The 25,642-nt window shown below is 30.6% G+C and carries 23 protein-coding genes, 5 tRNA genes and 2 rRNA genes; 22 read left to right on the top strand and 8 right to left on the bottom strand.

Annotation, left to right across the window (positions count from 1 at the left end):
• Positions 1-92 precede the first annotated feature (92 nt).
• Both AMYT_RS11575 and rrf read left to right on the top strand, forming a co-directional pair.
• Positions 93-3,006, top strand: a 23S ribosomal RNA gene (locus tag AMYT_RS11575).
• A 114-nt stretch (positions 3,007-3,120) separates the two neighbouring features.
• Positions 3,121-3,236, top strand: a 5S ribosomal RNA gene (gene rrf, locus AMYT_RS11570).
• 759 nt (positions 3,237-3,995) lie between these two features.
• On the opposite strand, the gene AMYT_RS11565 is transcribed toward rrf, so the two are convergent.
• A complete protein-coding gene (locus AMYT_RS11565) occupies positions 3,996-4,505 on the bottom strand; it encodes a peptidylprolyl isomerase (RefSeq protein WP_114842682.1) in 510 nt (169 codons plus the stop codon).
• 9 nt (positions 4,506-4,514) lie between these two features.
• Positions 4,515-6,389 carry a peptidoglycan D,D-transpeptidase FtsI family protein gene (locus AMYT_RS11560; protein ID WP_114842681.1) on the bottom strand — a complete coding sequence of 625 codons (1,875 nt, stop codon included), beginning with the start codon at positions 6,387-6,389 and terminating at the stop codon, positions 4,515-4,517.
• A gap of 28 nt (positions 6,390-6,417) precedes the next feature.
• Between AMYT_RS11560 and AMYT_RS11555 the strand changes: the two genes are divergently transcribed.
• Together AMYT_RS11555 and AMYT_RS11550 are read left to right on the top strand one after the other, a co-directional pair.
• Complete coding sequence (locus AMYT_RS11555) at positions 6,418-7,644, top strand: FtsW/RodA/SpoVE family cell cycle protein (protein WP_114842680.1); 1,227 nt, start codon at positions 6,418-6,420, stop codon at positions 7,642-7,644.
• Positions 7,645-8,670 (top strand): UDP-N-acetylglucosamine--N-acetylmuramyl-(pentapeptide) pyrophosphoryl-undecaprenol N-acetylglucosamine transferase, encoded by a 1,026-nt coding sequence (locus AMYT_RS11550; protein ID WP_114842679.1) that lies wholly within the window; start codon positions 7,645-7,647, stop codon positions 8,668-8,670.
• On the opposite strand, the gene AMYT_RS11545 is transcribed toward AMYT_RS11550, so the two are convergent.
• Together AMYT_RS11545 and AMYT_RS11540 are read right to left on the bottom strand one after the other, a co-directional pair.
• Positions 8,638-9,423: an undecaprenyl-diphosphate phosphatase gene (locus AMYT_RS11545; protein WP_114842678.1), complete on the bottom strand. Its 786-nt coding sequence runs from the start codon at positions 9,421-9,423 to the stop codon at positions 8,638-8,640. The genes AMYT_RS11550 and AMYT_RS11545 overlap by 33 nt on opposite strands.
• Positions 9,423-10,082, bottom strand: coding sequence for an MqnA/MqnD/SBP family protein (locus AMYT_RS11540; RefSeq protein WP_114842677.1), 660 nt, complete (start codon positions 10,080-10,082; stop codon positions 9,423-9,425). The genes AMYT_RS11545 and AMYT_RS11540 overlap by 1 nt, the downstream gene beginning before the upstream one ends.
• A 67-nt stretch (positions 10,083-10,149) precedes the next feature.
• On the opposite strand from AMYT_RS11540, the gene AMYT_RS11535 reads away from it, so the two are divergent.
• The 5 genes from AMYT_RS11535 (at position 10,150) to glnA (ending at position 14,416) form a co-directional block, all read left to right on the top strand.
• A complete protein-coding gene (locus AMYT_RS11535) occupies positions 10,150-10,371 on the top strand; it encodes a MoaD/ThiS family protein (RefSeq protein WP_114842676.1) in 222 nt (73 codons plus the stop codon).
• 4 nt (positions 10,372-10,375) lie between these two features.
• Positions 10,376-10,819: a molybdopterin synthase catalytic subunit gene (locus AMYT_RS11530; RefSeq protein ID WP_114842675.1), complete on the top strand. Its 444-nt coding sequence runs from the start codon at positions 10,376-10,378 to the stop codon at positions 10,817-10,819.
• On the top strand, positions 10,819-12,072 hold the full coding sequence (locus AMYT_RS11525; protein ID WP_114842674.1) for a diguanylate cyclase: 1,254 nt from the start codon (positions 10,819-10,821) through the stop codon (positions 12,070-12,072). Before AMYT_RS11530 ends, AMYT_RS11525 begins: the two co-directional genes overlap by 1 nt.
• Complete coding sequence (locus AMYT_RS11520) at positions 12,069-12,875, top strand: histidinol-phosphatase (RefSeq protein ID WP_114842673.1); 807 nt, start codon at positions 12,069-12,071, stop codon at positions 12,873-12,875. The genes AMYT_RS11525 and AMYT_RS11520 overlap by 4 nt, the downstream gene beginning before the upstream one ends.
• A gap of 113 nt (positions 12,876-12,988) precedes the next feature.
• Entirely contained in the window at positions 12,989-14,416 is a 1,428-nt protein-coding gene (gene glnA, locus AMYT_RS11515; protein WP_114842672.1) for a type I glutamate--ammonia ligase, read from the top strand.
• 60 nt (positions 14,417-14,476) lie between these two features.
• Here glnA and AMYT_RS11510 read toward each other — a convergent pair whose 3' ends face one another.
• From AMYT_RS11510 to gpmI, 4 genes are read right to left on the bottom strand one after another with little or no spacing between them, the layout of a single operon-like run.
• A complete protein-coding gene (locus AMYT_RS11510; protein WP_114842671.1) occupies positions 14,477-16,483 on the bottom strand; it encodes a penicillin-binding protein 1A in 2,007 nt (668 codons plus the stop codon).
• A gap of 2 nt (positions 16,484-16,485) precedes the next feature.
• Positions 16,486-17,181: an ATP-binding cassette domain-containing protein gene (locus tag AMYT_RS11505; protein ID WP_114842670.1), complete on the bottom strand. Its 696-nt coding sequence runs from the start codon at positions 17,179-17,181 to the stop codon at positions 16,486-16,488.
• Positions 17,182-17,188: 7 nt separating this feature from the next.
• Positions 17,189-17,569 (bottom strand): response regulator, encoded by a 381-nt coding sequence (locus AMYT_RS11500; RefSeq protein WP_114842669.1) that lies wholly within the window; start codon positions 17,567-17,569, stop codon positions 17,189-17,191.
• Between the two features lie 10 nt (positions 17,570-17,579).
• Positions 17,580-19,055: a 2,3-bisphosphoglycerate-independent phosphoglycerate mutase gene (gpmI, locus tag AMYT_RS11495; protein WP_114842668.1), complete on the bottom strand. Its 1,476-nt coding sequence runs from the start codon at positions 19,053-19,055 to the stop codon at positions 17,580-17,582.
• A gap of 95 nt (positions 19,056-19,150) precedes the next feature.
• On the opposite strand from gpmI, the gene mraY reads away from it, so the two are divergent.
• The 13 genes from mraY (at position 19,151) to rplA (ending at position 25,633) form a co-directional block, all read left to right on the top strand.
• On the top strand, positions 19,151-20,212 hold the full coding sequence (gene mraY / locus AMYT_RS11490; protein ID WP_114842667.1) for a phospho-N-acetylmuramoyl-pentapeptide-transferase: 1,062 nt from the start codon (positions 19,151-19,153) through the stop codon (positions 20,210-20,212).
• Entirely contained in the window at positions 20,209-21,372 is a 1,164-nt protein-coding gene (murD, locus tag AMYT_RS11485) for a UDP-N-acetylmuramoyl-L-alanine--D-glutamate ligase (protein WP_228197924.1), read from the top strand. The genes mraY and murD overlap by 4 nt, the downstream gene beginning before the upstream one ends.
• Before the next feature lie 38 nt (positions 21,373-21,410).
• Positions 21,411-21,486: transfer RNA gene (locus AMYT_RS11480), tRNA-Phe, on the top strand.
• 8 nt (positions 21,487-21,494) lie between these two features.
• A tRNA-Thr gene (locus tag AMYT_RS11475) sits at positions 21,495-21,571 on the top strand.
• A gap of 61 nt (positions 21,572-21,632) precedes the next feature.
• A tRNA-Tyr gene (locus tag AMYT_RS11470) sits at positions 21,633-21,717 on the top strand.
• 11 nt (positions 21,718-21,728) lie between these two features.
• Positions 21,729-21,805: transfer RNA gene (locus AMYT_RS11465), tRNA-Gly, on the top strand.
• 249 nt (positions 21,806-22,054) lie between these two features.
• Positions 22,055-23,263, top strand: coding sequence for an elongation factor Tu (tuf, locus tag AMYT_RS11460; protein ID WP_114842665.1), 1,209 nt, complete (start codon positions 22,055-22,057; stop codon positions 23,261-23,263).
• Positions 23,264-23,282: 19 nt separating this feature from the next.
• Positions 23,283-23,441 (top strand): 50S ribosomal protein L33, encoded by a 159-nt coding sequence (rpmG, locus tag AMYT_RS11455; protein WP_407657359.1) that lies wholly within the window; start codon positions 23,283-23,285, stop codon positions 23,439-23,441.
• Between the two features lie 24 nt (positions 23,442-23,465).
• Positions 23,466-23,541, top strand: a tRNA-Trp gene (locus AMYT_RS11450).
• 76 nt (positions 23,542-23,617) lie between these two features.
• Positions 23,618-23,800, top strand: coding sequence for a preprotein translocase subunit SecE (secE, locus tag AMYT_RS11445; protein ID WP_114842663.1), 183 nt, complete (start codon positions 23,618-23,620; stop codon positions 23,798-23,800).
• Positions 23,801-23,807: 7 nt separating this feature from the next.
• Entirely contained in the window at positions 23,808-24,338 is a 531-nt protein-coding gene (nusG, locus tag AMYT_RS11440; protein ID WP_228197923.1) for a transcription termination/antitermination protein NusG, read from the top strand.
• A 99-nt stretch (positions 24,339-24,437) separates the two neighbouring features.
• A complete protein-coding gene (gene rplK / locus AMYT_RS11435; protein ID WP_114842661.1) occupies positions 24,438-24,863 on the top strand; it encodes a 50S ribosomal protein L11 in 426 nt (141 codons plus the stop codon).
• 71 nt (positions 24,864-24,934) lie between these two features.
• Complete coding sequence (gene rplA, locus AMYT_RS11430) at positions 24,935-25,633, top strand: 50S ribosomal protein L1 (protein ID WP_114842660.1); 699 nt, start codon at positions 24,935-24,937, stop codon at positions 25,631-25,633.
• Positions 25,634-25,642 lie beyond the last annotated feature (9 nt).

Raw genomic sequence — 25,642 nt, 5'->3', positions numbered from 1 at the left:
AAAAAGAAAACACAACTATCTTATGTTTAATAAGATAGTAGCCAAGGAATAATTATCAAAGGTAGATTAAATAGGAATATTTAATTTATACAAAGAAAGCTATTAAGGGCTAATGGTGGATGCCTAGACTGTAAGAGGCGATGAAGGACGTACTAGACTGCGATAAGCTTCGGGGAGCCGTCAAGAGGCATTGATCCGAAGATTTCCGAATGGGACAACCCAGCATAATGAAGATTATGTTACCCTACGGGGGGCTAACCTGGTGAAGTGAAACATCTCAGTAGCCAGAGGAAGAGAAATCAAACGAGATTCCGTAAGTAGCGGCGAGCGAACGCGGAAGAGGGCAAACCCTATGCTTGCATAGGGGGTTGAAGGACCATAATAAGAGACTAAAGATGATAGTAGAAATAGTTGGAAAGCTATAGCATAGAAGGTGATACTCCTGTATACGAAATTATCAATAGCTCAAATGGTATCCTGAGTAGGTCGGAACACGTGGTATTTTGACTGAAGCCGGGGGGACCACCCTCCAACCCTAAATACTACTTACAGATCGATAGTGAACAAGTACCGTGAGGGAAAGGTGAAAAGTACTCCAGCGAGGAGAGTGAAATAGAACCTGAAACCATTAGCTTACAATCATTCGGAGCCCTATGTTTTAACAGGGTGACGGACTGCCTTTTGCATAATGAGCCTGCGAGTTGTGGTATCTGGCAAGGTTAAGTCAAGTACGAAGCCGTAGCGAAAGCGAGTCTTAATAGGGCGACTAAGTCAGATGCTGCAGACCCGAAACGAAGTGATCTATCCATGGGCAGGTTGAAGCTGGTGTAAGAGCCAGTGGAGGACCGAACCGATAGGCGTTGAAAAGCCTCCGGATGACCTGTGGATAGGGGTGAAAGGCCAATCAAACTTCGTGATAGCTGGTTCTCTCCGAAATATATTTAGGTATAGCCTCTAGAAGTAGCATGTAGGGGTAGAGCACTGAATGGGCTAGGGCTGCTCACCGCGGTACCAAACCCTATCAAACTTCGAATACTACATGTGGAATCTAGGGAGTCAGGCGTAGGGTGATAAAATCATATGTCGAGAGGGGAACAACCCAGACTAACAGCTAAGGTCCCAAAGTTACATCTAAGTGGAAAACGATGTGGAGTTACTGTGACAACCAGGAGGTTGGCTTAGAAGCAGCCATCCTTTAAAGAAAGCGTAACAGCTCACTGGTCTAGTGATTCTGCGCGGAAAATATAACGGGGCTAAGATGTACACCGAAGCTTTAGATTCATATTATATATGAGTGGTAGGAGAGCGTTCTATTCAGCGTAGAAGATGTACCGGTAAGGAGCGTTGGAGCGGATAGAAGTGAGCATGCAGGCATGAGTAGCGATAATTGAGGTGAGAATCCTCAACGCCGAAAACCCAAGGTTTCCTACGCGATGCTCGTCATCGTAGGGTTAGTCGGGACCTAAGTCGAGTCCGAAAGGGGTAGACGATGGTAAATTGGTTAATATTCCAATACCAGCATATAAGCGCGATGTGGGGACGCATAGAGTTAATCGAGGTCACTGATGGAAGTGTGGCTCGAAGGAAGTAGGTTGATACTTAGGCAAATCCGGGTATCACGAGACCGAGATCTTACAGGCCGAACAATCTTTTAGGAGAGCGTTTGGAATCGATGATACTGTCGTGCCAAGAAAAGCCACTAAGTATATTATATGTTGCCCGTACCGTAAACCGACACAGGTGGGTGGGATGAGTATTCTAAGGCGCGTGGAAGAACCCTGGTTAAGGAACTCTGCAAACTAGCACCGTATCTTCGGTATAAGGTGTGCCTCCTCTGGTATATGAACTTGCTTCAAAAAGCTAGAAAGGTTGCAACAAAGAGTCCCTCCCGACTGTTTACCAAAAACACAGCACTTTGCTAACACGTAAGTGGATGTATAAGGTGTGACGCCTGCCCGGTGCTCGAAGGTTAACTGATGATGTTAGAGCAATCGAAGCATTTGATTGAAGCCCGAGTAAACGGCGGCCGTAACTATAACGGTCCTAAGGTAGCGAAATTCCTTGTCGGTTAAATACCGACCTGCATGAATGGCGTAACGAGATGGGAGCTGTCTCAACCAGGGATCCAGTGAAATTGTAGTGGAGGTGAAAATTCCTCCTACCCGCGGAAAGACGGAAAGACCCCGTGCACCTTTACTACAGCTTGACACTGTAGCTTGGATATTCATGTGCAGGATAGGTGGGAGGCTAAGATGACTAGACGCCAGTAGAGTCGGAGCCACCCTTGAGATACCACCCTTGAATATTTGAGTTACTAACTAGGTAGAGTAAACCTCTACTAGGACAATGTCTGGTGGGTAGTTTGACTGGGGCGGTCGCCTCCTAAAAAGTAACGGAGGCTTACAAAGGTTAGTTCATGGCGGATGGAAATCGCCAGCTGAGTATAATGGCATAAACTAGCCTGACTGTGAGACGTACATGTCGAGCAGAGACGAAAGTCGGTCATAGTGATCCGGTGGTTCTGAGTGGAAGGGCCATCGCTCAAAGGATAAAAGGTACGCCGGGGATAACAGGCTGATCTCCCCCAAGAGCTCACATCGACGGGGAGGTTTGGCACCTCGATGTCGGCTCATCGCATCCTGGGGCTGGAGCAGGTCCCAAGGGTATGGCTGTTCGCCATTTAAAGCGGTACGCGAGCTGGGTTCAGAACGTCGTGAGACAGTTCGGTCCCTATCTTCCGTGGGCGTAGGAAAGTTGAGGAGATTTGTCCCTAGTACGAGAGGACCGGGATGAACGTACCACTGGTGTACCAATTGTTCTGCCAAGAGCATCGTTGGGTAGCTACGTACGGATGAGATAAGAGCTGAAAGCATCTAAGCTCGAAGCCAACTCCAAGATGAACTTTCCCTGAAGATCCCTCTAAGACTAAGAGGTTGATAGGCTAGATGTGTAATCAATGAAAGTTGTTTAGCTGACTAGTACTAATAGATCGTTTGGCTTTTTTTTTACAATTCTTTGGTTTACTATCTTATTAAATATAAAAGTTGTGTAAAAGACTTTAACAAAAAACTCACAAAGTTGAGTGTTAAGAATAGAAGAACTATTTTTATCACTCAACTTGCTGGTGGATATAGCGAAGTGGAAATACCCAGACCCATACCGAACCTGGAAGTCAAGCACTTCAGCGCTGATAATACTGCAGCTTTCAGTTGTGGAAACGTAGGTCTCTGCCAGCTCTTGAGTTTTTTATATAACAATTTAGCCTTTATCTAAGTCAATATTTACTGTTGATTTCGATAGAGGCTTTTTTTTATATATATTTTACTTTTATCTTTGATTACTAGAAAAAGAGCCAGACTTTATTGAAGCCAAAAATAGGAAGATAATTTTCGAGAAAGCCTGAGGACTGTTTGAAATAAAAAGAGTGATAAATTCACTCTTTTTATAAGTTCCGCAAGGCAGAAAATTAGAATAATATTTTTGGGAAGCATTTATGCCTTCAATAACTTGTCTGGGAGTTTCTTTGTACCTTTCTTTACGGTTAAAGAAAGGCAATTAAAAAAAGAAATATAAAATAAATTGATTTATATATTTTAAATTTCAATAGTTCTTATTCTTTTATCATTTATAAAAAATATATATATTTCTATAATTAATATTTAGACTAAAATACTTTTTTTTTATAAAAAAAGTAAACAAAAAAAATCGTTCGCTAGATGAAAAATTACGCTAAATCTTTTTTTAAATGCTCACCCTTTTATCTAGTAATTTAACTTTAATGAACTAAAAAGTATAAGTTGTGTAAAGAGTCATTAAAATAAAGCTTTAAATGGATTAATTTATAAAAAACAAGTAAATATACTTATCTCTCTTTTCTTTTTCTTCTAGACATCTTATAAGGCTTTTATATTAGTTGTATTGTTTTTTATTTTACTTTTTTTTAGATATAAAAAAAGGCCAGCAATTTGCTGACCTTTTACAAAAAATATATTTTATTATTCTCTTGAATCTTTGATTTCAATAGAGATAATTTTATCATTTTGATTAATTGCATCTAAAGCTATAAAGCTATCTTTATCTTCAGCATCAATTTCACCAAATACTGTATGAACACCATCTAAATGTGGACAAGGTACAAAACAAATAAAAAATTGGCTTCCCCCTGTATTTGGTCCTGCATGAGCCATAGATAAACTTCCTCTATGGTGTACTTGTTTATTTGCATCTGTTTCACAAGGAATTGCCCATTCTGGACCACCTGTACCTGTTCCATGTGGACAACCACCTTGAGCCATAAATCCTGGGATTACTCTATGAAAGTTTAAATCATTATAAAATCCATCATTTGCTAATGTTGCAAAGTTAGATACTGTATTTGGTGTTTCATTATAAAATAGATTAATCCAAATAACTCCATTTTCTGTAGTTATTTTTGCATATTTAAATTTTTCTAATTCTTCTTTTGTATAGTTGTATTCTTTTAGTTCTTTTCTAAAACCAAACATTATTTTCCTTTAATTTTTATTTGAAATTATATCGTTTTTTGGTGTGATATAGTTTAATGAAACTAAATTTTTTACAACCTCTTTAAAAACAGGAACAGCAGATTGTGCTGCATAGTAATAATACCAATATTTTCCTGTTGAATTTGGATTTATAACTGTAACTCCAATTGTATATGAATTATTATCATCATTTACAAAACCAAAAAACGAAGAAATATATTTTTTTAAATAGCTACCTCTTCTTGCAATTTGTGCAGTTCCTGTTTTTCCACCAATTTCTAGGCCTTCCATTTGGGCACTTTTCCCAGTACCATCAGTAACTGTTTTTATAAGCATTCTTTTTATCTCATCAGCTGATTCTTTAGAAATAACTTTTTCTTTTGGAGGAGTATCAAGTTTATATTTTCCTGAATCCATTTCTACATATGAAACTATTCTTGGTGTTACACTAAATCCATCATTATTAAATACACTATAAGCTTTTAAGACTTGCATAAAAGTTGAAGTCATACCTTGTCCATAAGAAACAGTAGCTTTAAATACATTATCTTGATTTTTATTTTCTCCTGCTGCTAGTCTAAATACAGGAGGAATTTGTCCTACTTTTTCATAAGGTAAATCTATCCCTGTTTTTCTTGTAAAGCCAAATCTTTTATAACCTTCAAAAATTTCAGCACCTTTTAATCTTTGAGCCAATTGTAAAAGACCAATATTACTTGAAAAAATCATAATATCATCTAGTGTTAGATAATTTTTCTTAAATCTATGGTCATCTTTAATATAAAATCTATCTATTTTATATCTACCTCTTGGATATTCACCTCTTGAATTTGGTGTTCCTTTATTATATGCATAAAAAAGTTCATTTGTTTTAGCTCTATTTTTATCTAAAACTAAAGCCAGTGCAATTGGTTTTATAACAGAACCTGGTTCAAATTGATACTCAACAGCATTAACATTTAGTGAGGGAATATCTTCTTGTTTAATACTCTCTGGGTTAAATCTATTAGAAGAGGCTAAAGAGATTACTTCACCTGTTTTACTATTCATTATAGAAACTATAATTTCATCGGCAGTTAATTTCTCTTTATGTTTATCTAAAATCATCTCAATATTTTTTTGAAGTTTTAAAGGTACATTAAGTACAAGTTTTGCTCCATCTTCTCTTTTTTTAATAATAGAATTTTTATCAAAAGAGATATATGATAAAACATCTCTATTCCCTTGTAAAACACCATCTTCTGTTTTATTTAAAATATCATCATATTTTTTTTCTAAACCTTTTATTCCTCTAACTTTAGTCTTTCCAATATTTGATTCATATTTTGTAATATATCCAACAACAGGCGTTAAAGTAGTTTCATAAGAATAAATTCTTTTTTCACCACTTTCACTAATATTAAGTCCTCTTAAAATTCTTCCACCATCAATTTTTAATTGTTTAAAAACACCAAGTCTTCTTAACTTAAATCCTAATTCTTTTAAGTTTTTTGCTGTTCTTGAATCAATATTATATGATAATACTAAATTCCCTGGGTCTTTTAATGATTCATCTATTTTAGTTTTTAATTTCCCATAAGAAATATCACTGTAAATAGAAAATAATTTTATAAATAGCTCTTTTTTATTTAAATCTAAATATCTTGTATCTATTGATGCTTTATACAATTTTTTTGATGAAGCAATTTTAAAGTTATCAGAACTTACTATATCTCCCCTTACAGCTAACTCTTTTTTAGTGCTTTGTAAAGAGGGTAATCTTCTATCATTTGTCATTGTATTTGCAATAGAAAATATTAAAATTATAAGAAATAATAAAATTAATAAAAATAAGATTACAATTTTTTTAGTTTTATTTATATTTTCGATATTGTTTGAAGTCATATTTATCCATTATATATTATAATAGGAAATGAATTTTAGCAAAAATAAGATTAAATCAAAAGCCCAACCTTCTAATAATCAGCCAGACTATTTACTTTTTGTCTTAGTTTGTATGCTAATTATAGTAAGTATTATTTTTTCATACTCATTAACTATATATACTATTGAATATTATGGGTATAACCAATTTCATTTTTTTATACGACAACTTTTAGTAGGAGTTGTTTCATTTTTTATTATGTGGGGATTAGCACAGGTTAATCCTGATAAAATTGTTGGTCGTATTGGAATGAGTCTTTTTATAGTGTTTTTTCTTCTTATGGCTGTAATGCCATTTTTACCCTCATCACTTGTTACTGAAAGTGGAGGAGCTAATAGGTGGATTAGGTTACCTGGAGTTTCTTTATCTCCTGTTGAATTTTTTAAAATAGGATTTATATATTTTTTATCTTGGTCTTTTCATAGAAGGGTGATGGTTATGCCTAAAAAGATGACTTTAAAAGATGAGTTACTTTTACTAGCTCCTTATTTTGGTGCATTTTTACTTGTTGTATTTATTGTAGCTTTTTTACAAAAAGATTTAGGACAAGTTGTTTTACTTGGACTTATTTTAATTGTTTTATTAGTTTTTGCAAATAGAAGTTTCAAAGTCTTTTTATCTTTAGGTGCAAGTGCTTTAATAGCCTTTGTAATTTTAATTGTTTCAGCTCCCCATAGAATTAATAGAATTTATTCTTGGTGGGCTATGAACCAAGATGGGATTTTAGCAATTATGCCTTCATGGGTAGATAAATATTTAAGAATTGATGAGTTACCAGAACCATATCAGGTATCCCACTCTTTAAATGCTATACACAATGGAGGAATTTTTGGTCAAGGGGTCTCTTTAGGGGATATAAAACTTGGCTTTTTATCTGAAGTTCATACGGACTTTGTTTTAGCAGGTATTACAGAAGAGTTAGGTTTAGTAGGTTTAATTTGTATTATTATATTAATGTTTTTTATAGTTTGGAGAATTTTTAAAATAAGTAGAAGAGTTGATAATCCAATTTATCATCTTTTTTCACTAGGAATTGCACTTATGATAGTTATTGCTTTTTTAATTAATTCTTATGGTATTTCAGGAATTATTCCTATAAAGGGTATTGCAGTTCCTTTTTTAAGTTATGGAGGTTCTTCTATGCTTTCAATGGCTTTATCAATAGGGTTAGTTTTATCAATTAGCAGAACAGTAAAAAAGGAGAGTAGTAAATAGATGAAAGGTAGAGTAGTAGTTACAGGTGGAGGAACAGGAGGCCATTTAAAAGTTGCAAAGGCTTTTGTGGAAGAGTTTCATAAAAGAGGAATACCTGTTATTTTTATTGGTTCAAAAAATGGACAAGATGAAGCATGGTTTAAAGATGATAGAAAAGTAAAAAAAGCATTTTTTTTAGATACAAAAGGTGTTGTAAATAAAAATCTTTGGGGTAAAATAAAATCTCTTTTTCAAATACTAAAAGAAACAAATAGATGTATGGATATTTTTGATAAAGCAGAAGTTGGTACAGTCATTTCAGTGGGAGGATTTTCTGCTGCACCAGCAACTTTTGCTTCAATTTTATCAATGGGTTGTGATTTATTTATTCATGAACAAAATTCAAAAATGGGAAAATTAAATGAATTAACTTCAAGATTTGCAAAAGAAATTTTTTCTTCATATCTTCCCTCTTCATTAGTTAAAGACTATCCTGTTTCAAGTGAATTTTTTGATAATGCAAGAGTTAGGGAACGTATAAATGCAATTATTTTTTTAGGTGGCTCTCAAGGGGCAGTAGCAATTAATAATTTTGCATTAAGTGTTGCTTCTAAATTAGATAGTTTAGGAATAAAAATAATTCATCAAACTGGTAGAGTTGATTATGAAAGGGTAAAAAAAGAGTATGAAAAATTAAATATTAATGCTGATGTATTTGATTTTACACCTGATATTGCAAAAAAGATGAGTCAAGCAGATTTTGCTATTAGTAGAAGTGGAGCTTCAACTTTATGGGAACTATCTGCTAATTCCCTTCCTGCAATGTTTGTACCTTTTCCCCATGCTGCACAAGACCATCAATATTATAATGCAAAATTTTTAAAAGATAAAGGTTTATGTTTTATTTGTAGAGAAAAAAATTTATCAGTAGAGGTTTTAGATAAGATTTTAGCTAGTGATATAAATAGTATGAGTAAGGGGCTTATTGATTCAGTAGGCTGTGATGCCATTGAATCAATAGTTGATATTATTGTTGAAAATAATTAAAAGTAAAATACCAAATAAAATTCTATAAATTCCAAAACTTACAAAAGTAAATCTTTCAAGGAATTTTAAAAATAGTTTTATAGTTAAAAAAGCAACTATAAAAGATACTACAAATCCTATAGCTAAATTTGCAAGGTTAGCTCCTTGCAATAGCTCATTATGATGTTTTAATAAATCATAAGCTGTTGTTGCACACATTACAGGAAAGGCAAGTAAAAAAGAAAATTCAGCACTAGCTTTTCTATTTAGTCCCACAAGCATTGCACCAATAATACTTGAACCTGCTCTACTAGTTCCTGGGATTAAAGCAAAAATTTGAGCTAATCCTATATATATTGCTTGTTTAAAACTAATATCTTCAACATTTGAAACTGTATGTTTGCTTTCATCATAAAACTTCTCTACAATTAAAAATATAATACCTCCAATTATAAACATATAAGCAACTATTTGTATAGAAAAAAGTGCTTTAACTTGTGATGAAAAAATAAATCCAATAGCGGCTATTGGTAAAAAAGCTATAAATATTTTTGTCCATAAATTAATATGTTTAAAATTAAATTTATCTGGATAATTTAAAATTACAGCTAATATTGCAGCAAATTGAATTATTACTTCATATGCTTTATTTACACTTGTTTGTTCCAATTTTAAAAATTCACTTGCTACAATTAAATGCCCTGTTGAAGAGATTGGTAAAAATTCTGTAAACCCTTCAATAATTCCTAATATAATTGAATCATATATTGTCATTATATACCTTTTTGTTTTGCTAATTTAAAAAATAGTTTTAAAGCTCTTTTCTCTTTTATTCCTATATCATAATCAATTTTTGTTAAATAGTTTAAAATATCTTTTTTTGAAATTCCAGAACGTTTTTCATATTTTGCTAAAATATATTGTGGTATTTTTATATGTTTTTTATCGAAATTTTTTGTTAATTCTTTTAAAAGTTTTGCATTTTTGTTATAACACAATCTTGCAAATACAAAAGGAAGATTATATTTATCTTGCCAAGCTTTTGCTAAATCAATAAATTCATCTTGATTATGTGTATGGAAATATTTAAGTGCTTTATCTCCAATTATAACTTTCCCTTCTAAGTTTAAAACTTTTGCTAAAGCATTAGAAGTATCAGATTGATAATCTTTTTCATATACTCCAGGGACCAATAAAACTGATTGTACATTACTTCTTGCAATTATTCCATAATCTAAACCTTTTTCTCTTCTTGAAGCAATAGAAGAAATAAAAGCAGATTCAACAACTCTACTTTTAAATTTTTTATTAATTGCTGAGGGATAAGATTTTTTATACTCGATTATAGCTTTAATTTGACTTGATTTAAAATTCTTTTTTAAATATACATTAAATGGTAATAAATTAATAAAATCTATCTTTGCAAAGTTCATTTTGCTATTCCTAAAACTAAAATTAATTTGGATATAATAATAAAAAATTGGTAAATAAGGGGTTAAGATGGTTGAAGTGGAATTTCTTGGACCTATAAATAAAGCAAAATTGAATTTAGAAATCTCAAATCTTTCACAATTAAGTGAAGTATTAAAAGATGATGCAGAGATTTCATCTTGGTTACAAAAGTGTGCAGTTGCTGTTAATGATACTTTAGTTACTTCAAAAGATATAACTTTAAATGATGGAGATAAAATATCTTTATTACCTCCTGTTTGTGGGGGATGATTTAATGGATAAATTAGAGTTATTCGATGGAAGTTTACCAGTAGAAGAGATTACAAACTCTTGGTATAATGAATTTAAAAATTCAAATTATGGTGCAATAATTACATTTGTTGGTGTAGTAAGAGATGAAGGTAATATTCAAGGATTATCTTTTGATATTTATGAACCAATTTTAAAATCATGGTTTGAAGCTTGGCAAAAAAAAGCAAATGAAAAAAATGCAATTGTTCTAATGGCTCATAGTAGGGGAGATGTTTTAAATCATGAAAGCTCTTATATAGCTGCTGTGTGTTCTCCTAAAAGAAGAGTTGCTTTAGAAATGATTGATGAATTTGTTGAAGATTTTAAAGCAAATGCTCCCATTTGGAAATATGATATTATAAATGGAAATAGAGTTTATGCTGAAGATAGAAGTACTCCTATTTTTGGTGCAGGAATTTTAAATTAATGTCAAAACGAGTTTTAATTGTTGAAGATAGTAAATCTGTAGCAAGTACATTAAGTTTAATGATAAAAGAAAATTTGGGGTACAAAACAGTACTTGCCTCTTCTGTAAAAGAGTGTGCTAAAATATTATTAGAATATAAAGGTAAATTTGATGTTGCACTTCTTGATTTAGGATTACCTGATTCAACAAATGGAGAAATAGTAGATTTTGTAACAAAATTTAATATACCAACAATTATACTAACAGGTTCAACTTTAGTTGAAGATGAAATAAAATATCGAAATAAAAATATTGTAGATTATGTAATTAAAGATGGTTTATACTCTTTTAAATATGCTTTATCTGTAATTAAAAGAGTAATTAAAAATGAAAATATTAAAGTTTTAATAGTAGATGATTCAATAAGCTTTTTAGAAACAACAAAAAGCTTAATACAAAGATATAGATTAGAAGTATTTACAGCAACTAATGGAAAAGAAGCTTTAGAAATATTAGAAAACAATTTAGATATAAAAATAATACTAACAGATTATTATATGCCTATTATGGATGGTTTAGAATTAGTAAGAACTATTAGAAAAAAATATAATAAAGATGAATTATCAATTATAGTAACTTCTGGAACACAAGAAAAAAATACTGCTTCAAAATTTTTAAAATATGGAGCAAATGACTTTTTATATAAAGGTTTTACTCAAGAAGAATTATTTGTAAGATTAAGTGCTAATTTAGAAGTTTTAGAACTTTTTGAAGAGTTGAAAAATAGGGCAAATAAAGATTTTTTAACAAATTTATATAATAGAAGATATTTATTTGAAGAAGGTACTAAAAAATTAATTAATGCCAGATTGGAAAATGAAAAGATTAGTGTAGCCTTGATAGATATAGATAAATTTAAACAAATAAACGATACTTATGGACATGATGTGGGTGATATTGCTATTAAAGAAGTAAGTAAGATTTTAGAAAGCCATTTTTATAATAATGAAATAGTAGCAAGACTTGGTGGTGAAGAGTTTTGTATTGTTTTTTATGGTGAAGATGAAGATATAATAAAAGATAAATTAGAAATAATAAGACTTGAATTTGAAAATAATACTATTGAAGTTAATAATATAGAGTTAAGTTTTACGGTTTCAATAGGATGTAGTTTTTCAATTGCACCTACATTAGATCTAATGCTTCAAGATGCAGATAAAGAGCTTTATTGTGCAAAAGATGCTGGAAGAAATCAAATAAGGTATAGAGGATGAGAGTAGATTTACATAATCATACAGTTTTATGTAACCATGCAACTGGAACTATGCAAGCGTATATTAAAAAAGCAATTGAGTTAAAAATAGATGTTTATGGTTTTAGTGAACATGCTCCTATGAATTTTGATGAAAAATATAGAATGAGACTTGAAGAAAAAGAGTTTTATGAAAGTACAATTTTATATTTTAAAGATAAATATTCAAAAAGTATAGATATTTTACTTGGTTATGAAGTTGATTTTATAAAAAGTATTACAATGCTTGATGAAATATTAACTTCAAATGTTGATTATTTAATAGGCTCTGTACATTTTTTAGAATCAAAAAATAATAATAATGATGAGCCTTGGGGATTTGATAATCCAGAATTTATTGGTAAATATCAAAATGTAAATATTGATAAAATCTGGGAAGAATATTTTAGAGCAATAGAAGAATTAGCAAAATCAAATAAGTTTGATATTGTAGGTCATTTAGATTTAATAAAAGTATTTAAATTTCTTCCTAAAAAAGATATTCGTTTACTTGCAAAAAATGCAATTAAACAGATTAAAAAATCAAATATGACAGTGGAAATAAATGCTGCTGGGTTTAGAAAACCTATTGAGGAACAATATCCTTCAAAAGAGTTGTTAGAATTAATTTATGAAGAAAATATTCCCATAACATTTAGTAGTGATGCCCATAGTGTTGAACAAGTTGGTTATGGTTATGATAAAGCAATAAAGCTTGCAAAATCAATAGGTTTTACAAAATGTGCAATTTTTAAATCAAGAGATAGGCAGTTAGTAGATTTTTAAAAAATAAAAAGTTTAAAAAATATCAAACTGTATAAAAAATATACAGTTAATTTATGTTTTTTTTCTTTTATTTTGCTACAATTGTGCAATTATAAATTCAAGGAGTTATTGAAATGGGTAAGTTTGTAAACAGTACAGAAGAATTTTTTAAATTTTGTAAGGAAAATGAAGTAGAATTTGTAGATTTTAGATTTACAGATTTAAAAGGTACTTGGCACCATGTAACTTATATGATGGATGCTGTAAGTGCAGAACAATTAGATAATGGTTTACCATTTGATGGTTCATCAGTTGAAGCATGGCAACCAATTAATAAATCTGATATGATTTTAAAACCAGATGTTGAAACTGCATTTTTAGATCCTTTCACTGCTGATCCAACAATTATTGTATTTTGTGATGTTTATGATATCTACAAAGGTCAAATGTATGAAAGATGTCCAAGATCAATTGCTAAAAAAGCTTTACAACACTTAAGTGAGTCAGGTGTTGGTGATGTTGCTTATTTTGGACCAGAAAATGAATTCTTTGTATTTGAAGATGTAAAAATTAAAGATACAATCAATGAGTCTTATTATAAAGTTGATTCAGAAGATGGTGAGTGGAATGATTCAACTGACTATGAAGTTGGAAATATTGGACATAGACCAAGAACAAAAGGTGGTTATTTCCCAGTAGCTCCTATTGATAATGGTGTTGATTTAAGAGCTGAAATGATGCAAGTATTAAAACAAGTTGGTTTAACAGTTGTTTTAGGACACCACGAAGTTGCACAAGGACAACATGAAATTGGTGTAGTATTTGGTGATTTAATTGAAGCTGCTGATAATGTTCAAAAATTAAAATATGTTGTTAAAATGGTAGCACATTTAAATGGTAAATCTGCAACATTTATGCCAAAACCATTATTTGGTGATAATGGAAATGGAATGCACGTACACCAATCAATCTGGAAAGATGGTAAAAACTTATTTTATAAACAAGGTGAGTATGGAAATCTTTCTGATATGGCTAGACATTATATGGGTGGAATTTTTAAACATGCTAGAGCTGTTGCTGCGTTTACTAACCCTTCAACAAACTCTTATAAAAGATTAATTCCAGGATTTGAAGCACCATCAATTTTAACTTACTCTTCACAAAATAGATCTGCATCTTGTAGAATTCCTTATGGTGCTGGAGAAAAAGCAACTAGAATTGAGATGAGATTCCCAGATTCAACTGCTTGTCCATACTTAGCATTTGCTGCAATGTTATGTGCTGGATTAGATGGTATTAAAAATAAATATGAACCTATTGGACCAATGGATGATGATTTATTTGAATTATCTTTAGATGAAATTAGAGAAAGAGAAATTCCACAAATGCCTCATACATTAAGAGGTTCATTAGAAGCATTAATTAGAGATAATGAGTTCTTACAACCAGTATTTACAAAAGAGATGATTGATATTTATCAACACTATAAATTTGAAACACAAGTTTGGCCATACGAAGCTAGACCAACTGCATTTGAGTTTAAAACAACTTATTCTTGCTAAGAGTTTAAAAGAGAATATAAAGGGAAGAGAATTTTATCTCTTCCCTTTTTTTATGAAATATTAAAATTGAATTTGATTTTCTTTTGGAATATTAATTTCATCAGTAGGCAGTTTTGAAGTAGTTGTAAAATACTCTTTTTGTCCATTTAAAATAGAAGTTCTTACACCTTCTGGCATATCAAACTCTCTTTTTAATTCAGGATGTAGTTTTAAATACTTTTCATAAAAATATGCAAAAGCAGGACCTGCTGTTCTTCCACCTGTTTCTGTTTTTCTCATAGGTGTATTATCATCTTGTCCAAACCATACAACAGTTTGAATTGTAGGCGAAAATCCACAAAACCAAGCATCCACATTATTATTTGTAGTTCCTGTTTTTCCTGCAATTTCTAAGTTTTTAACTTTTGCTCTTCTTCCTGTTCCTCTATCAACAGCATCATGTAAAATATCTTTTACTAAAAAAGCCTGCTCAGGACTTGTTACATATCTTTTTTGAGCTTCAAAATTTATAACAGTTCCATTTTTATTTATAATTGAATTAATAATATAAGGTTTTACCTCTTCTCCATCATTTGAAATAATAGAATAAGCTTGTGATAAATCAAGAGGAGAAATAACAAAAGAACCTAAAGTAATTGATAAATCTAAAGGCATATCTTTAAAACCATAAGTTTTTAAAGAATCATAAACCACATCTATTCCTATATCAGTAACTAAATTTATAGTTGCTAAGTTTCTTGAATGAACTAAAGCCTCTCTTAAACTTAATAAACCTTTATATTTTCCACTATAGTTTTTTGGTTGCCAAAATTTTTTCTCTTCTGAATCATTTGTTTCAAATTCATAAGTTCTACTAATATCAGCTAATTGAGTTGCAGGAGAATAACCTAAATCTAATGCTGCTTGATAAATAAAAGGTTTTATTGCAGAACCTGGTTGTCTTTTACTTTGTATTACTCTATTAAATGAAGAAGTTTTATAATCAATTCCTCCAACTAAAGCTAAGATTTTACCTGTTTTATTTTCAATTGAAATTAGTGAACCATTTAATTTATTTATATATCTATTTGGGTCTAACTCATTTCCTTCTTCATCATACTCTTTTTCAATTTTATTTTTTTTATTTAATTCTTGAAAATATTTATCTCTTGAAAGTATTTGATTATATGCAAATTTTAATCCTTCTTTTGCAATTTCTTGTGCATCTAAATCTACAGTTAAATAAATTTTATATCCACCAGTTTTTATATCTTTTATTTCATTTGATAACTCTTTTAATACATAATCAATTATATAAGGAGCTTTATTTTGAGTTAATGTTTCATCATATACATTTGGTGTATATTTCATAGCTTCACTATATTCTTCTTGATTAATCCATCCAAGAGTATTCATTCTTGAAATAACTTGATTTGCTCTTGCAAGGGCAAATTGTAAGTTTCTTGTTGGGTCATAAAAGCTTGGAGCTCTTGGAAGTCCAACTAAAATAGCAATCTCTTTTAAATTTAGTTCATATAACTCTTTTTTAAAATATCCTAGTGCAGCTGTTTTAATTCCATAATAACCATGTCCAAAATATACTTGATTTAAATATCTTTCTAAAATTTCCTCTTTAGTTAATAAAGTTTCAATTCTAAGTGAAAGTAGGGCTTCTTTTATTTTTCTAATAAGTTTTTTTTCCCTTGAAAGAACTAAAGTTTTTATTAATTGTTGAGTTAAGGTACTAGCTCCTTCAACTAATGCACCAGCTTTAATATCTTTTATAATAGCTCTGCTTATTGCATCTGGATTAATTCCATTATGCTCAAAAAATTGTGTATCTTCAATTGCTACTAAGGCTTCAATAACACGTGCTGGAATATCCTCATATTTCACATATAGTCTATGCTCTTGATAAAATAGATTTGAAATTAGTCTTCCATCTTTATCAAAAAATTGTGTTGTTAATTTTGGGTTATAATCAACTACTTTATCTAACTCAAATCTAATATTTGAATAAAGATATAATAGCCATCCCATTACACCAATAGTAACTACTGCAAAAAAACCAAATATATATTTTAACATCTTTATTTCCTAAACTCTCTATTTTTAAAATTTGAATCAATTAATACTTTAGTATAGTCATTTTTTGGATTTTTTATAAGTTCTAAAGTTTTACCTTTTTCTATAACTTTACCTTTTTTTATAATTATTAAATTTTCACAAATTGTTTTAATTGATTCTATATCATGAGTTACAAAAAGTATTGGTATTTGTAACTTTGAAGTAATTTGTTTAATAAGCTCAATAATTTTTATTTTGCTTTTTTCATCTAAAGCAGTAGTTGGTTCATCAAGTAATAAAAGTTTAATCTTTTTGCTTAATACCATTGCAATAACAACTCTTTGAAGCTGACCACCACTTAATTGTATGGGAAATCTATTTAAAACCCATTCTTCTAATCCTACAAGGTTTAATAGCTCTTTTTTCTTTTCCTTATCACAAAAAAATTGATTTTTAATTTTTGTCATAGGAGATAAAGAAGTAAAAGGATTTTGTGGAATAAATCCAATATTTGAAACATCTAATTCAAATTGGCTTTTTAAATTAAGTTTTACATTAAGCTCACTAGGTAATAAATTTAAAAGGGCTTTTAAAGTTAAAGATTTTCCACTACCACTTTCGCCAATTAAGGCAGTAGTATTTTCAATATTAAAACTAATATCTACTAATTGCTTATTTTGATGTGATATATTTAATTCTTTAACTTCAATCTTTAACATAATAAACTTATAAAAACTCGTTCATTTTATTTACTAATGCTATAAAATTTATAGGTTTTGGAAAAATTGCATTTACTAATTGCTTCTCTTCTTCTTTTAAATCATCTTCATAAGCTGTAATTACAATAATTGGAATTTCTAAATCTATCTTTCTTAACTCTTTTATAAATTCTACACCATCTTTATGTGGCATTCTTAAATCAGTTAGAATTAAATCTGGATTATTTGTTTTATATAATTCCATTGCTTTATCGCCATCATTTGCCAAGGATATTTGATTTACTATCATTTTAAAAGTTCTATTCATAATATTAATAATATCTTTTCCATCTTCTACTATTAATATATTTAAATTTTTTAAATCTGATTTAATTTCATTTAATGCCATATTTTTCCTTTTAAATTAATGGTTCATCCATCTCTTCTGGAATATCTAAATTCATCAGTTTTAAAACAGTTGGAGCTATATTATTTAGTCCACCAGTTTTAACTTCTTTTACATTATTTGCAATTACAAAGCAATATACATCACCAACTGTATGATTTGTAAGAGTATTTCCATTTTCATCTTTCATCATTTCACAGTTTCCATGATCACTTGTAAGTATTAGATTATATCCTTTTTCTTTTGCTTTTTCAATTATAAGTCCTAGCTCTAAATCCACTGCCTCAACAGCTTTAATGGCAGCTTCATAAACTCCTGTATGTCCTACCATATCTCCATTTGCAAAATTTACTACAATAAAATCTTGTTCTTCTTGCATTGCTTTTCTTACAGTTTCACCAACTTCAGGTGCACTCATTTGTGGCTGTAAATCATAAGTTGCAACACTAGGAGATGGAATTAATACTCTACTTTCATTTAATACAGGCTCTTCAACTCCTCCATTAAAGAAAAATGTAACATGGGCATATTTTTCTGTTTCTGCTGTATGTAACTGTGATAATTCTGCATTTGAAATAACTTCTGCAAGGGTATTTTTAGGGCTTTCTTTTGGAAATAAAATAGGTAAAGGAGTATTTTTATCATATTGCGTCATTGTTGCAATATTTAATGATAATTCTTTTATTTCAAATTCACTAAACTCTTTTTTTGCAAAAACTGAAGAGATTTCTCTCATTCTGTCGCTTCTAAAATTACAAAAAATTATTCCATCATTATTTTGTATTCCATTAAAGCCTTCAAAAGAAGTTGGCTCAATAAACTCATCAAATATCTCTTTTTTATATGATTCTTCTACATATGTACAAATAGGCATTGAAGTTTTAGGGTTAGCAAAAACAATAGCATCATAAGCTTTTTTTACCCTTTCCCATCTGTTATCCCTATCCATAGCATAGTATCTTCCTGAAATAGTTGCAATTACAATATCTTCATCACAAATTTCAATTAATTGTTGTATATACTTATTTGCACAATTATATGCAACATCTCTTCCATCAGTTATTACGTGAATAAATACTTTTTTTCCATTAGCTTTTGCAATTTTTGCAAGGGCGATAATATGTTCAATATGAGAGTGAACACCACCATCACTTACTAAACCAATTAAGTGAAGATTATTTGAGTTAGAAATTGTATTTTTTAATATCTCATTATCTTTTAAAGTATTATCTTTTATTGCTAGATTAATTTTTACTAAATCCTGATATAAAATTCTTCCACTTCCTATTGTCATATGTCCAACTTCACTATTACCCATTTGTCCATCTGGAAGTCCAACATAGTTCCCGTAAGTATGAATTAATGAATATGGAACATTTTTAAATAGATAGTCATATGTAGGAGTATTTGCATTTTTAAAAGCATTAAAACTATCTGAGTTATTGTGTCCAATACCATCAGTTATTACTAAAATAGTTTTATTTGTCATTCGAAACCTTTTTTTATTACCAATCAAAAAATTTATCTAATTATTTGGTATTATATAATATAATCGCACGATTATATCCAAATGAAGGTTTAAATTTGTTTTATTGGTTTTATAGACACTTAGATATTAATATATTTCAATATATTTCTGTTAGAGCAGGAATTGGTTTTTTTATCTCATTTTTTTTAACTATGTATCTTTTACCAAAGTTCATTGTTTGGGCTAAAAATAAAAAAGCATCACAACCTATTTATAAATATGCACCAGATTCACACCAAGTAAAAGCAGGTACTCCTACAATGGGTGGAGTTGTTTTTATCTTTTCAACGATAATTGCTACACTTTTAACAGTAAAATTAAACAATTTTTATGTGGTTGGAGGATTATTAACTTTAGCTCTTTTTTCTTTAATTGGAATAAAAGATGATTATGCAAAGATTTCAAATAATAAAAATGATGCAGGATTAAGTGCTAGAATGAAATTGATTTTTCAAGTTTTTTCTGCAGCAATAGTAGTTTTAATACTTTTTTTTTACAACCACACAACTGAACTTTATACACCTTTTTATAAATTGCCATTATTTGATATTGGCTTTTTTATTACATTTTTTTGGATTTTAGTAATAGTTGCAACTTCAAATGCAGTTAATTTAACTGATGGTTTAGATGGCCTTGCTACAGTTCCTTCAATTATGGCTTTTTTTACTTTATCCATTATTATTTATATTACAGGTCATGCTATTTTATCTTCTTATCTTCTCTTACCAAATATAAAGCTTACAGGAGAATTAGCAATCTTAGGTGCTTGTATTATTGGTTCATTAATCGCATTTTTATGGTATAACTCTCATCCTGCACAAATTTTTATGGGAGATAGTGGAAGCTTACCTCTTGGTGCTTTTATGGGCTATATGGCTATTGTTGGTAAGTCTGAAATTCTTTTAATCTTAATTGGGTTTATTTTTGTTTTAGAAACAGTTTCTGTGATACTACAAGTTGGTTCATATAAATTAAGACAAAAAAGAGTTTTTCTAATGGCTCCAATACATCACCACTTTGAGCAAAAAGGTTGGAAAGAAAATAAAATTATTGTACGATTTTGGATAATTTCATTTATGACAAATCTATTGGCACTAATGAGTTTAAAGGTTAGATAATGATTAGAGTTTTAGGTAAAGGTATTACTGCACAAGCATTAAAAGAAAAGTTTGTTGATGTAACTTTATATGATGATAATGATTTTAATTTATATGATAAAAATTCTGATGAGGTAACAATTGTAAGTCCTGGAATTCCCCCTTCAAATAATATGGTGAAACAAGCAAAAAATCTTCAAAGTGATTATGACTATTTATTTGATGTAATGCCATTTTCTATTTGGATTAGTGGAACAAATGGAAAAACAACTACAACTCAAATGACACAGTATCTTTTAGAAAAGTATAATAGTGTATATGGAGGAAATATTGGAGTTCCCACATGTAAATTAGATACAAATGCTAAAATATGGATTTTAGAAACTTCTTCATTTACTTTACATTATACAAATAAAGCAAAACCAAGCTTATATATCTTGCTTCCAATTAGTGAAGATCATATCTCTTGGCATGGTTCATATGAAGAGTATAAATTAGCTAAATTAAAACCTCTTGATTTTATGAAAGAAGGTGAAATAGCTATAATACCAGAAGAATTTAAAGATTATCCTACAAATGCTTATAAAATCACATATAAAAATAGTAATGATTTAGCAAAAGAGTTTAATATAGATAAATCAAAAATTAAATTTAAAGAGCCATTTTTATTAGATGCTCTTTTAGCAATGGCAACTCAAAAAATTTTATTTGATGAAATTGATTATGAAAAAATCAATTCTTTTATAATAGATAAGCATAAAATTGAAGAAGTTTATGATAGTTTAGATAGATTATGGATAAATGATAGTAAAGCTACTAATGTGGATGCTACTATAAATGCAATAATTCCTTATAAACAACAAGAGATATTTTTAATTCTTGGTGGAGATGATAAAGGTGCAAACTTAGAACCTTTATTTGAGTATATTAAAGAGTTAAATATTGAAGTTTTTGCTATAGGGATTAATTTACAAAGAGTTTTAAACTTTTGCAAACAATATAATATAAAAGTAACTGCTTGTGAAATCTTAGAAAAAGCAGTTGAAGAAATAGCATTGAAACACCATAAAAGCGCAGTTGCAATGCTTTCGCCTGCTGCTGCTTCTTTAGATCAATTTAGTTCATATGCACATAGAGGAAATCTTTTTAAAGAACTTGTATCTAAATTAAGCAAAATTTAATAAAACTATGTGTATAATTTCACTCCAATTTAGGAAGTGGCTCGGTAGCTCAGTCGGTAGAGCAAAGGACTGAAAATCCTTGTGTCGGCAGTTCGATTCTGCCCCGCGCCACCATTTTGGACGCTGGTGTAGCTCAGTTGGCTAGAGCAGCTGATTTGTAATCAGCAGGTCGGGGGTTCAAGTCCCTTCACCAGCTCCATTTTTATTGTCGTGCGTAATCTTTAAAAGATCAGCGCTTGACCAGATTAATAATTTTCAACGGTGAGGTTGGAGAGTGGTCAAATCCAGGAGACTGTAAATCTCCCGCCTATGGCTTCGAAGGTTCAAATCCTTCTCTCACCACCACGCAAATGATTGCGGGAGTAGCTCAGTTGGCTAGAGCTTCTGCCTTCCAAGCAGATTGTCGCGAGTTCGAGTCTCGTCTCCCGCTCCATTTATTTATTGATACTGGGAGCTGAGTTATAAGCACATTCTTGTATATAACTCTAAATATGTAATCTCCCTGTAATCTAATTTTTGATATAATACGATTTTTAATCATACAGCTTAGAAATTTTGCTAAGTTTTTGGCACTATTTCTAAGCTGTATGCGATAATAAAAATATTAAACCCTCTGAATAGAGAAGCTTTATATGGCTTATCTACTCAGAGGGAATTTTTAAAATCTTTAAGGGGAATTTCAATGGCAAAAGAAAAGTTCGAACGAAGCAAGCCGCATGTTAACATTGGTACAATTGGTCACGTTGACCACGGTAAAACTACTTTAACTGCTGCAATTTCTGCAGTATTAGCAGTTAAGGGTAACGCAAAAATGATGGATTACGATCAAATCGATAATGCACCAGAAGAAAGAGAAAGAGGAATTACAATTGCTACTTCTCATATTGAGTATGAAACAGATGCAAGACACTATGCACACGTAGATTGTCCAGGACACGCCGATTATGTTAAAAACATGATTACTGGTGCTGCACAAATGGACGGTGCTATCTTAGTTATTGCTTCAACAGATGGACCAATGGCTCAAACAAGAGAGCACATTCTATTATCTAAACAAGTTGGTGTTCCATATATCGTTGTATTTATGAACAAAGAAGATCAACTAGATGAAGAAGATAGAGAAGAGATGTTAGAACTAGTTGAAATGGAAATTAGAGAATTATTATCTGAGTATGATTTCCCAGGTGATGACACTCCAATTATTGCAGGTTCTGCATTTAAAGCTTTAGAAGAAGCTAAAACTGGTACTTTAGGTGCATGGTCTGAAAAAATCATGGCTTTAATGGATGCAGTTGATACTTATATTCCAACTCCAGCTAGAGATGTTGATCAAGCATTCTTAATGCCTGTAGAAGACGTTTTCTCTATCTCAGGAAGAGGAACAGTTGTTACTGGTAGAATTGAAAAAGGTACAGTTAAATTAGGTGAAACTATTGAGATCGTTGGTATCAAAGATACTCAAACTACTACAGTTACTGGTATTGAAATGTTCAGAAAAGAAATGGAACAAGGTGTTGCTGGTGATAACTGCGGTGTTTTACTAAGAGGTATCAAAAAAGAGGATGTTGAAAGAGGACAAGTTTTAGTTAAACCAGGTTCAATCACACCTCATACAAAATTCAGATGTGAAGTGTATATTCTTTCTAAAGAAGAGGGTGGAAGACATACTCCATTCTTCTCAGGATATAGACCACAATTCTATGTAAGAACAACAGACGTTACTGGTTCAATTTCTTTACCTGAGGGTGTAGAAATGGTTATGCCAGGTGATAACGTAGAAATGACAGTTGAATTAGTTGCTCCAATTGCTCTAGAAAAAGGTACTAAGTTTGCTATTAGAGAAGGTGGTAGAACTGTAGGTGCTGGAGTTGTTGCAGAAATCATCGAGTAAGGGTTGATTCATGGCAGCAATTAGAATAAAAATTGGATTAAAATGTCAAGAAAGTGGAGATATTAACTACACTACTTGGAAAAACCCAAAAACTCATAGTGAGAAATTTGAGGTTAAAAAATATAGTCCAAGATTAAAAAAACACACAATTCATAAAGAAGTTAAGTTAAAGTCGTAAGACTTTGACTTACTCTTTACTCACAGGTCAGTAGCTCCAATGGTAGAGCGCCGGATTCCAAATCCGATGGTTGGGGGTTCGAGTCCCTCCTGGCCTGCCATTTTAAATTTTTTTAAAAGCAGTAGTTGACTTCTTTTAAAAGAATTTTATAAGCTTAATAAATACTGGAGTCACTTGTGAATAAATTCAAAACTTATTATAAAAACGCTAAAGAAGAACTATTTAAAGTTATTTTTCCTATAAAAGAACAAATCAGATCAGCTTATTTATCAGTGTTTATTGTGGTAACAGTAATTACTTTATTTTTAGCATTAATTGATGCAGTAATGTCATTAAGCTTATCTTCTGTAATGAATTAAGGATTTAATAATGGCACATAAATGGTATGCAATTCAAACTCACTCTGGAAGTGAATTAACTGTAAAAAAAGCTTTAGAAAAATTAGCTGAAGAGATGGGTAATGATAGAATAGCAGAGGTTCTAGTTCCAACAGAAGATTTAATTGAAATTAAAAAAAGCAAAAAAGTAATTGTTGAAAGACCTTTATATCCAGCATATGCTTTTGCTAAAATTGATTTAGATACAGCATTATGGCATAGAATTCAATCAATGCCAAAAGTTGGAAGATTTATTGGTGAATCAAAAAAACCAACTCCATTAGCAGAAAAAGATATTAATTTAATTTTAGAAAAAGTTAATAATAGATCAGCTGCTAAACCAAAAGTTTCATTTGATGAAGGTGAAATGGTTAGAATTAATGAAGGTCCATTTGCAAACTTCAACGGAATTGTTGAAGATTTTGATATGACTGCAGGTATTTTAAAACTGAATGTTTCTATTTTTGGAAGAAATACTCCAGTTGAAATCTCTTATACGCAAGTAGAAAGAGTAATATAACATTATCTATAGGCATTAGGCAATATAAACTTGCTTCTCACTGTAGTTTTATTGCCTAATGCCTATACATTATTATTAAATTTAGAAAAGGAATTTTAGATGGCTAAAAAAGTACAAGGTAAACTTAAACTTCAAATACCAGCTGGTGCTGCAAATCCATCACCTCCAGTAGGACCTGCTCTTGGTCAAAGAGGTGTTAATATTATGGAATTTTGTAAAGCATTTAATGAAAAAACAAAAGATAAAGCAGGATACACAATCCCTGTAGAAATTACTGTTTATACAGATAAAAGTTTTACATTTGAATTAAAACAACCACCAATGACAGATTTAATTAAAAAAATCTCTGGAGTTAAAAAAGGTTCAGATAATCCACTTAAAAACAAAGTTGGAAAATTAACTAAAGAACAAGTTTTAGAAATAGTTGATATGAAAATAGCTGACTTAAATACAGATGATAAAGAGCAAGCTGCAAAAATTGTTGCTGGTTCTGCTAGATCTATGGGTATTGACGTAGAAGCATAATTCGTGTTTTATAAGTCTCACCACCAGACTATAAATAGGCGGTAGCAAATAAAAAAATTGCGGAGAATAAAATGGCAAAAGTTTCAAAAAGATATAAAGCATTATTAGAAAAAATTGAAGATAGAAGCTACTCTTTAGCAGAAGCTTGTAATCACTTAAAAGAGTTAAAGTCTGCAAAATTTGACGAAAGTGTTGAAATTGCATTAAACCTAAATGTAGATCCAAGACATGCTGACCATATGATTAGAGGTGCAGTTGTTCTTCCAAATGGTACTGGTAAAACTGTTAGAGTTGCAGTTTTTGCTAAGGGAACTAAAATGGATGAAGCAAAAGCAGCTGGTGCAGATATTGTTGGAAATGATGATTTAGCAGCTGATATTCAAGCTGGTAATATCAACTTTGATGTTTTAATTGCAACTCCTGATTGCATGGGAATTGTAGGAAAAGTTGGTAGAATCTTAGGACCAAAAGGTTTAATGCCAAATCCAAAAACTGGAACAGTAACAATGGACGTAACTAAAGCAGTTAATGATGCTAAAGGTGGTCAAGTTACATATAGAGTTGATAAAAAAGGTAATATGCAAGCAGCAGTTGGAAAAGTTTCTTTCTCTGGTGAAGCAATTAACGAAAACATTAGAGCTTTCGTTGCAGCAATTAATAAAGCAAAACCTTCTACTGCTAAAGGTAAATATATTACAAATGCAGCAGTATCATTAACTATGTCTCCATCAATTAGATTAGACACAGTAGAATTAATGGATGTTAAATAAGGATAAACT

Origin of the sequence: Malaciobacter mytili LMG 24559 (assembly GCF_003346775.1) — a bacterium.
Lineage (GTDB): Bacteria > Campylobacterota > Campylobacteria > Campylobacterales > Arcobacteraceae > Malaciobacter > Malaciobacter mytili.
The sequence above is the reverse complement of the archived record's forward strand: the minus strand, read 5'-3'. Positions and strand labels throughout refer to the sequence as shown.

What these genes read in the sequence shown, in the direction of transcription:
- AMYT_RS11560 (WP_114842681.1), bottom strand. Translation starts at nt 6,389, where the DNA reads ATGACTTCAAACAATATCGAAAATATAAATAAAACTAAAAAAATTGTA.
- AMYT_RS11520 (WP_114842673.1), top strand. Translation starts at nt 12,069, where the DNA reads ATGAGAGTAGATTTACATAATCATACAGTTTTATGTAACCATGCAACT.
- AMYT_RS11525 (WP_114842674.1), top strand. Translation starts at nt 10,819, where the DNA reads ATGTCAAAACGAGTTTTAATTGTTGAAGATAGTAAATCTGTAGCAAGT.
- AMYT_RS11545 (WP_114842678.1), bottom strand. Translation starts at nt 9,423, where the DNA reads ATGACAATATATGATTCAATTATATTAGGAATTATTGAAGGGTTTACA.
- AMYT_RS11565 (WP_114842682.1), bottom strand. Translation starts at nt 4,505, where the DNA reads ATGTTTGGTTTTAGAAAAGAACTAAAAGAATACAACTATACAAAAGAA.
- AMYT_RS11500 (WP_114842669.1), bottom strand. Translation starts at nt 17,569, where the DNA reads ATGGCATTAAATGAAATTAAATCAGATTTAAAAAATTTAAATATATTA.
- AMYT_RS11510 (WP_114842671.1), bottom strand. Translation starts at nt 16,483, where the DNA reads ATGTTAAAATATATATTTGGTTTTTTTGCAGTAGTTACTATTGGTGTA.
- AMYT_RS11530 (WP_114842675.1), top strand. Translation starts at nt 10,376, where the DNA reads ATGGATAAATTAGAGTTATTCGATGGAAGTTTACCAGTAGAAGAGATT.
- AMYT_RS11505 (WP_114842670.1), bottom strand. Translation starts at nt 17,181, where the DNA reads ATGTTAAAGATTGAAGTTAAAGAATTAAATATATCACATCAAAATAAG.
- tuf (WP_114842665.1), top strand. Translation starts at nt 22,055, where the DNA reads ATGGCAAAAGAAAAGTTCGAACGAAGCAAGCCGCATGTTAACATTGGT.
- rplA (WP_114842660.1), top strand. Translation starts at nt 24,935, where the DNA reads ATGGCAAAAGTTTCAAAAAGATATAAAGCATTATTAGAAAAAATTGAA.
- AMYT_RS11555 (WP_114842680.1), top strand. Translation starts at nt 6,418, where the DNA reads ATGAATTTTAGCAAAAATAAGATTAAATCAAAAGCCCAACCTTCTAAT.
- glnA (WP_114842672.1), top strand. Translation starts at nt 12,989, where the DNA reads ATGGGTAAGTTTGTAAACAGTACAGAAGAATTTTTTAAATTTTGTAAG.
- gpmI (WP_114842668.1), bottom strand. Translation starts at nt 19,055, where the DNA reads ATGACAAATAAAACTATTTTAGTAATAACTGATGGTATTGGACACAAT.
- AMYT_RS11550 (WP_114842679.1), top strand. Translation starts at nt 7,645, where the DNA reads ATGAAAGGTAGAGTAGTAGTTACAGGTGGAGGAACAGGAGGCCATTTA.
- rplK (WP_114842661.1), top strand. Translation starts at nt 24,438, where the DNA reads ATGGCTAAAAAAGTACAAGGTAAACTTAAACTTCAAATACCAGCTGGT.
- AMYT_RS11535 (WP_114842676.1), top strand. Translation starts at nt 10,150, where the DNA reads ATGGTTGAAGTGGAATTTCTTGGACCTATAAATAAAGCAAAATTGAAT.
- AMYT_RS11540 (WP_114842677.1), bottom strand. Translation starts at nt 10,082, where the DNA reads ATGAACTTTGCAAAGATAGATTTTATTAATTTATTACCATTTAATGTA.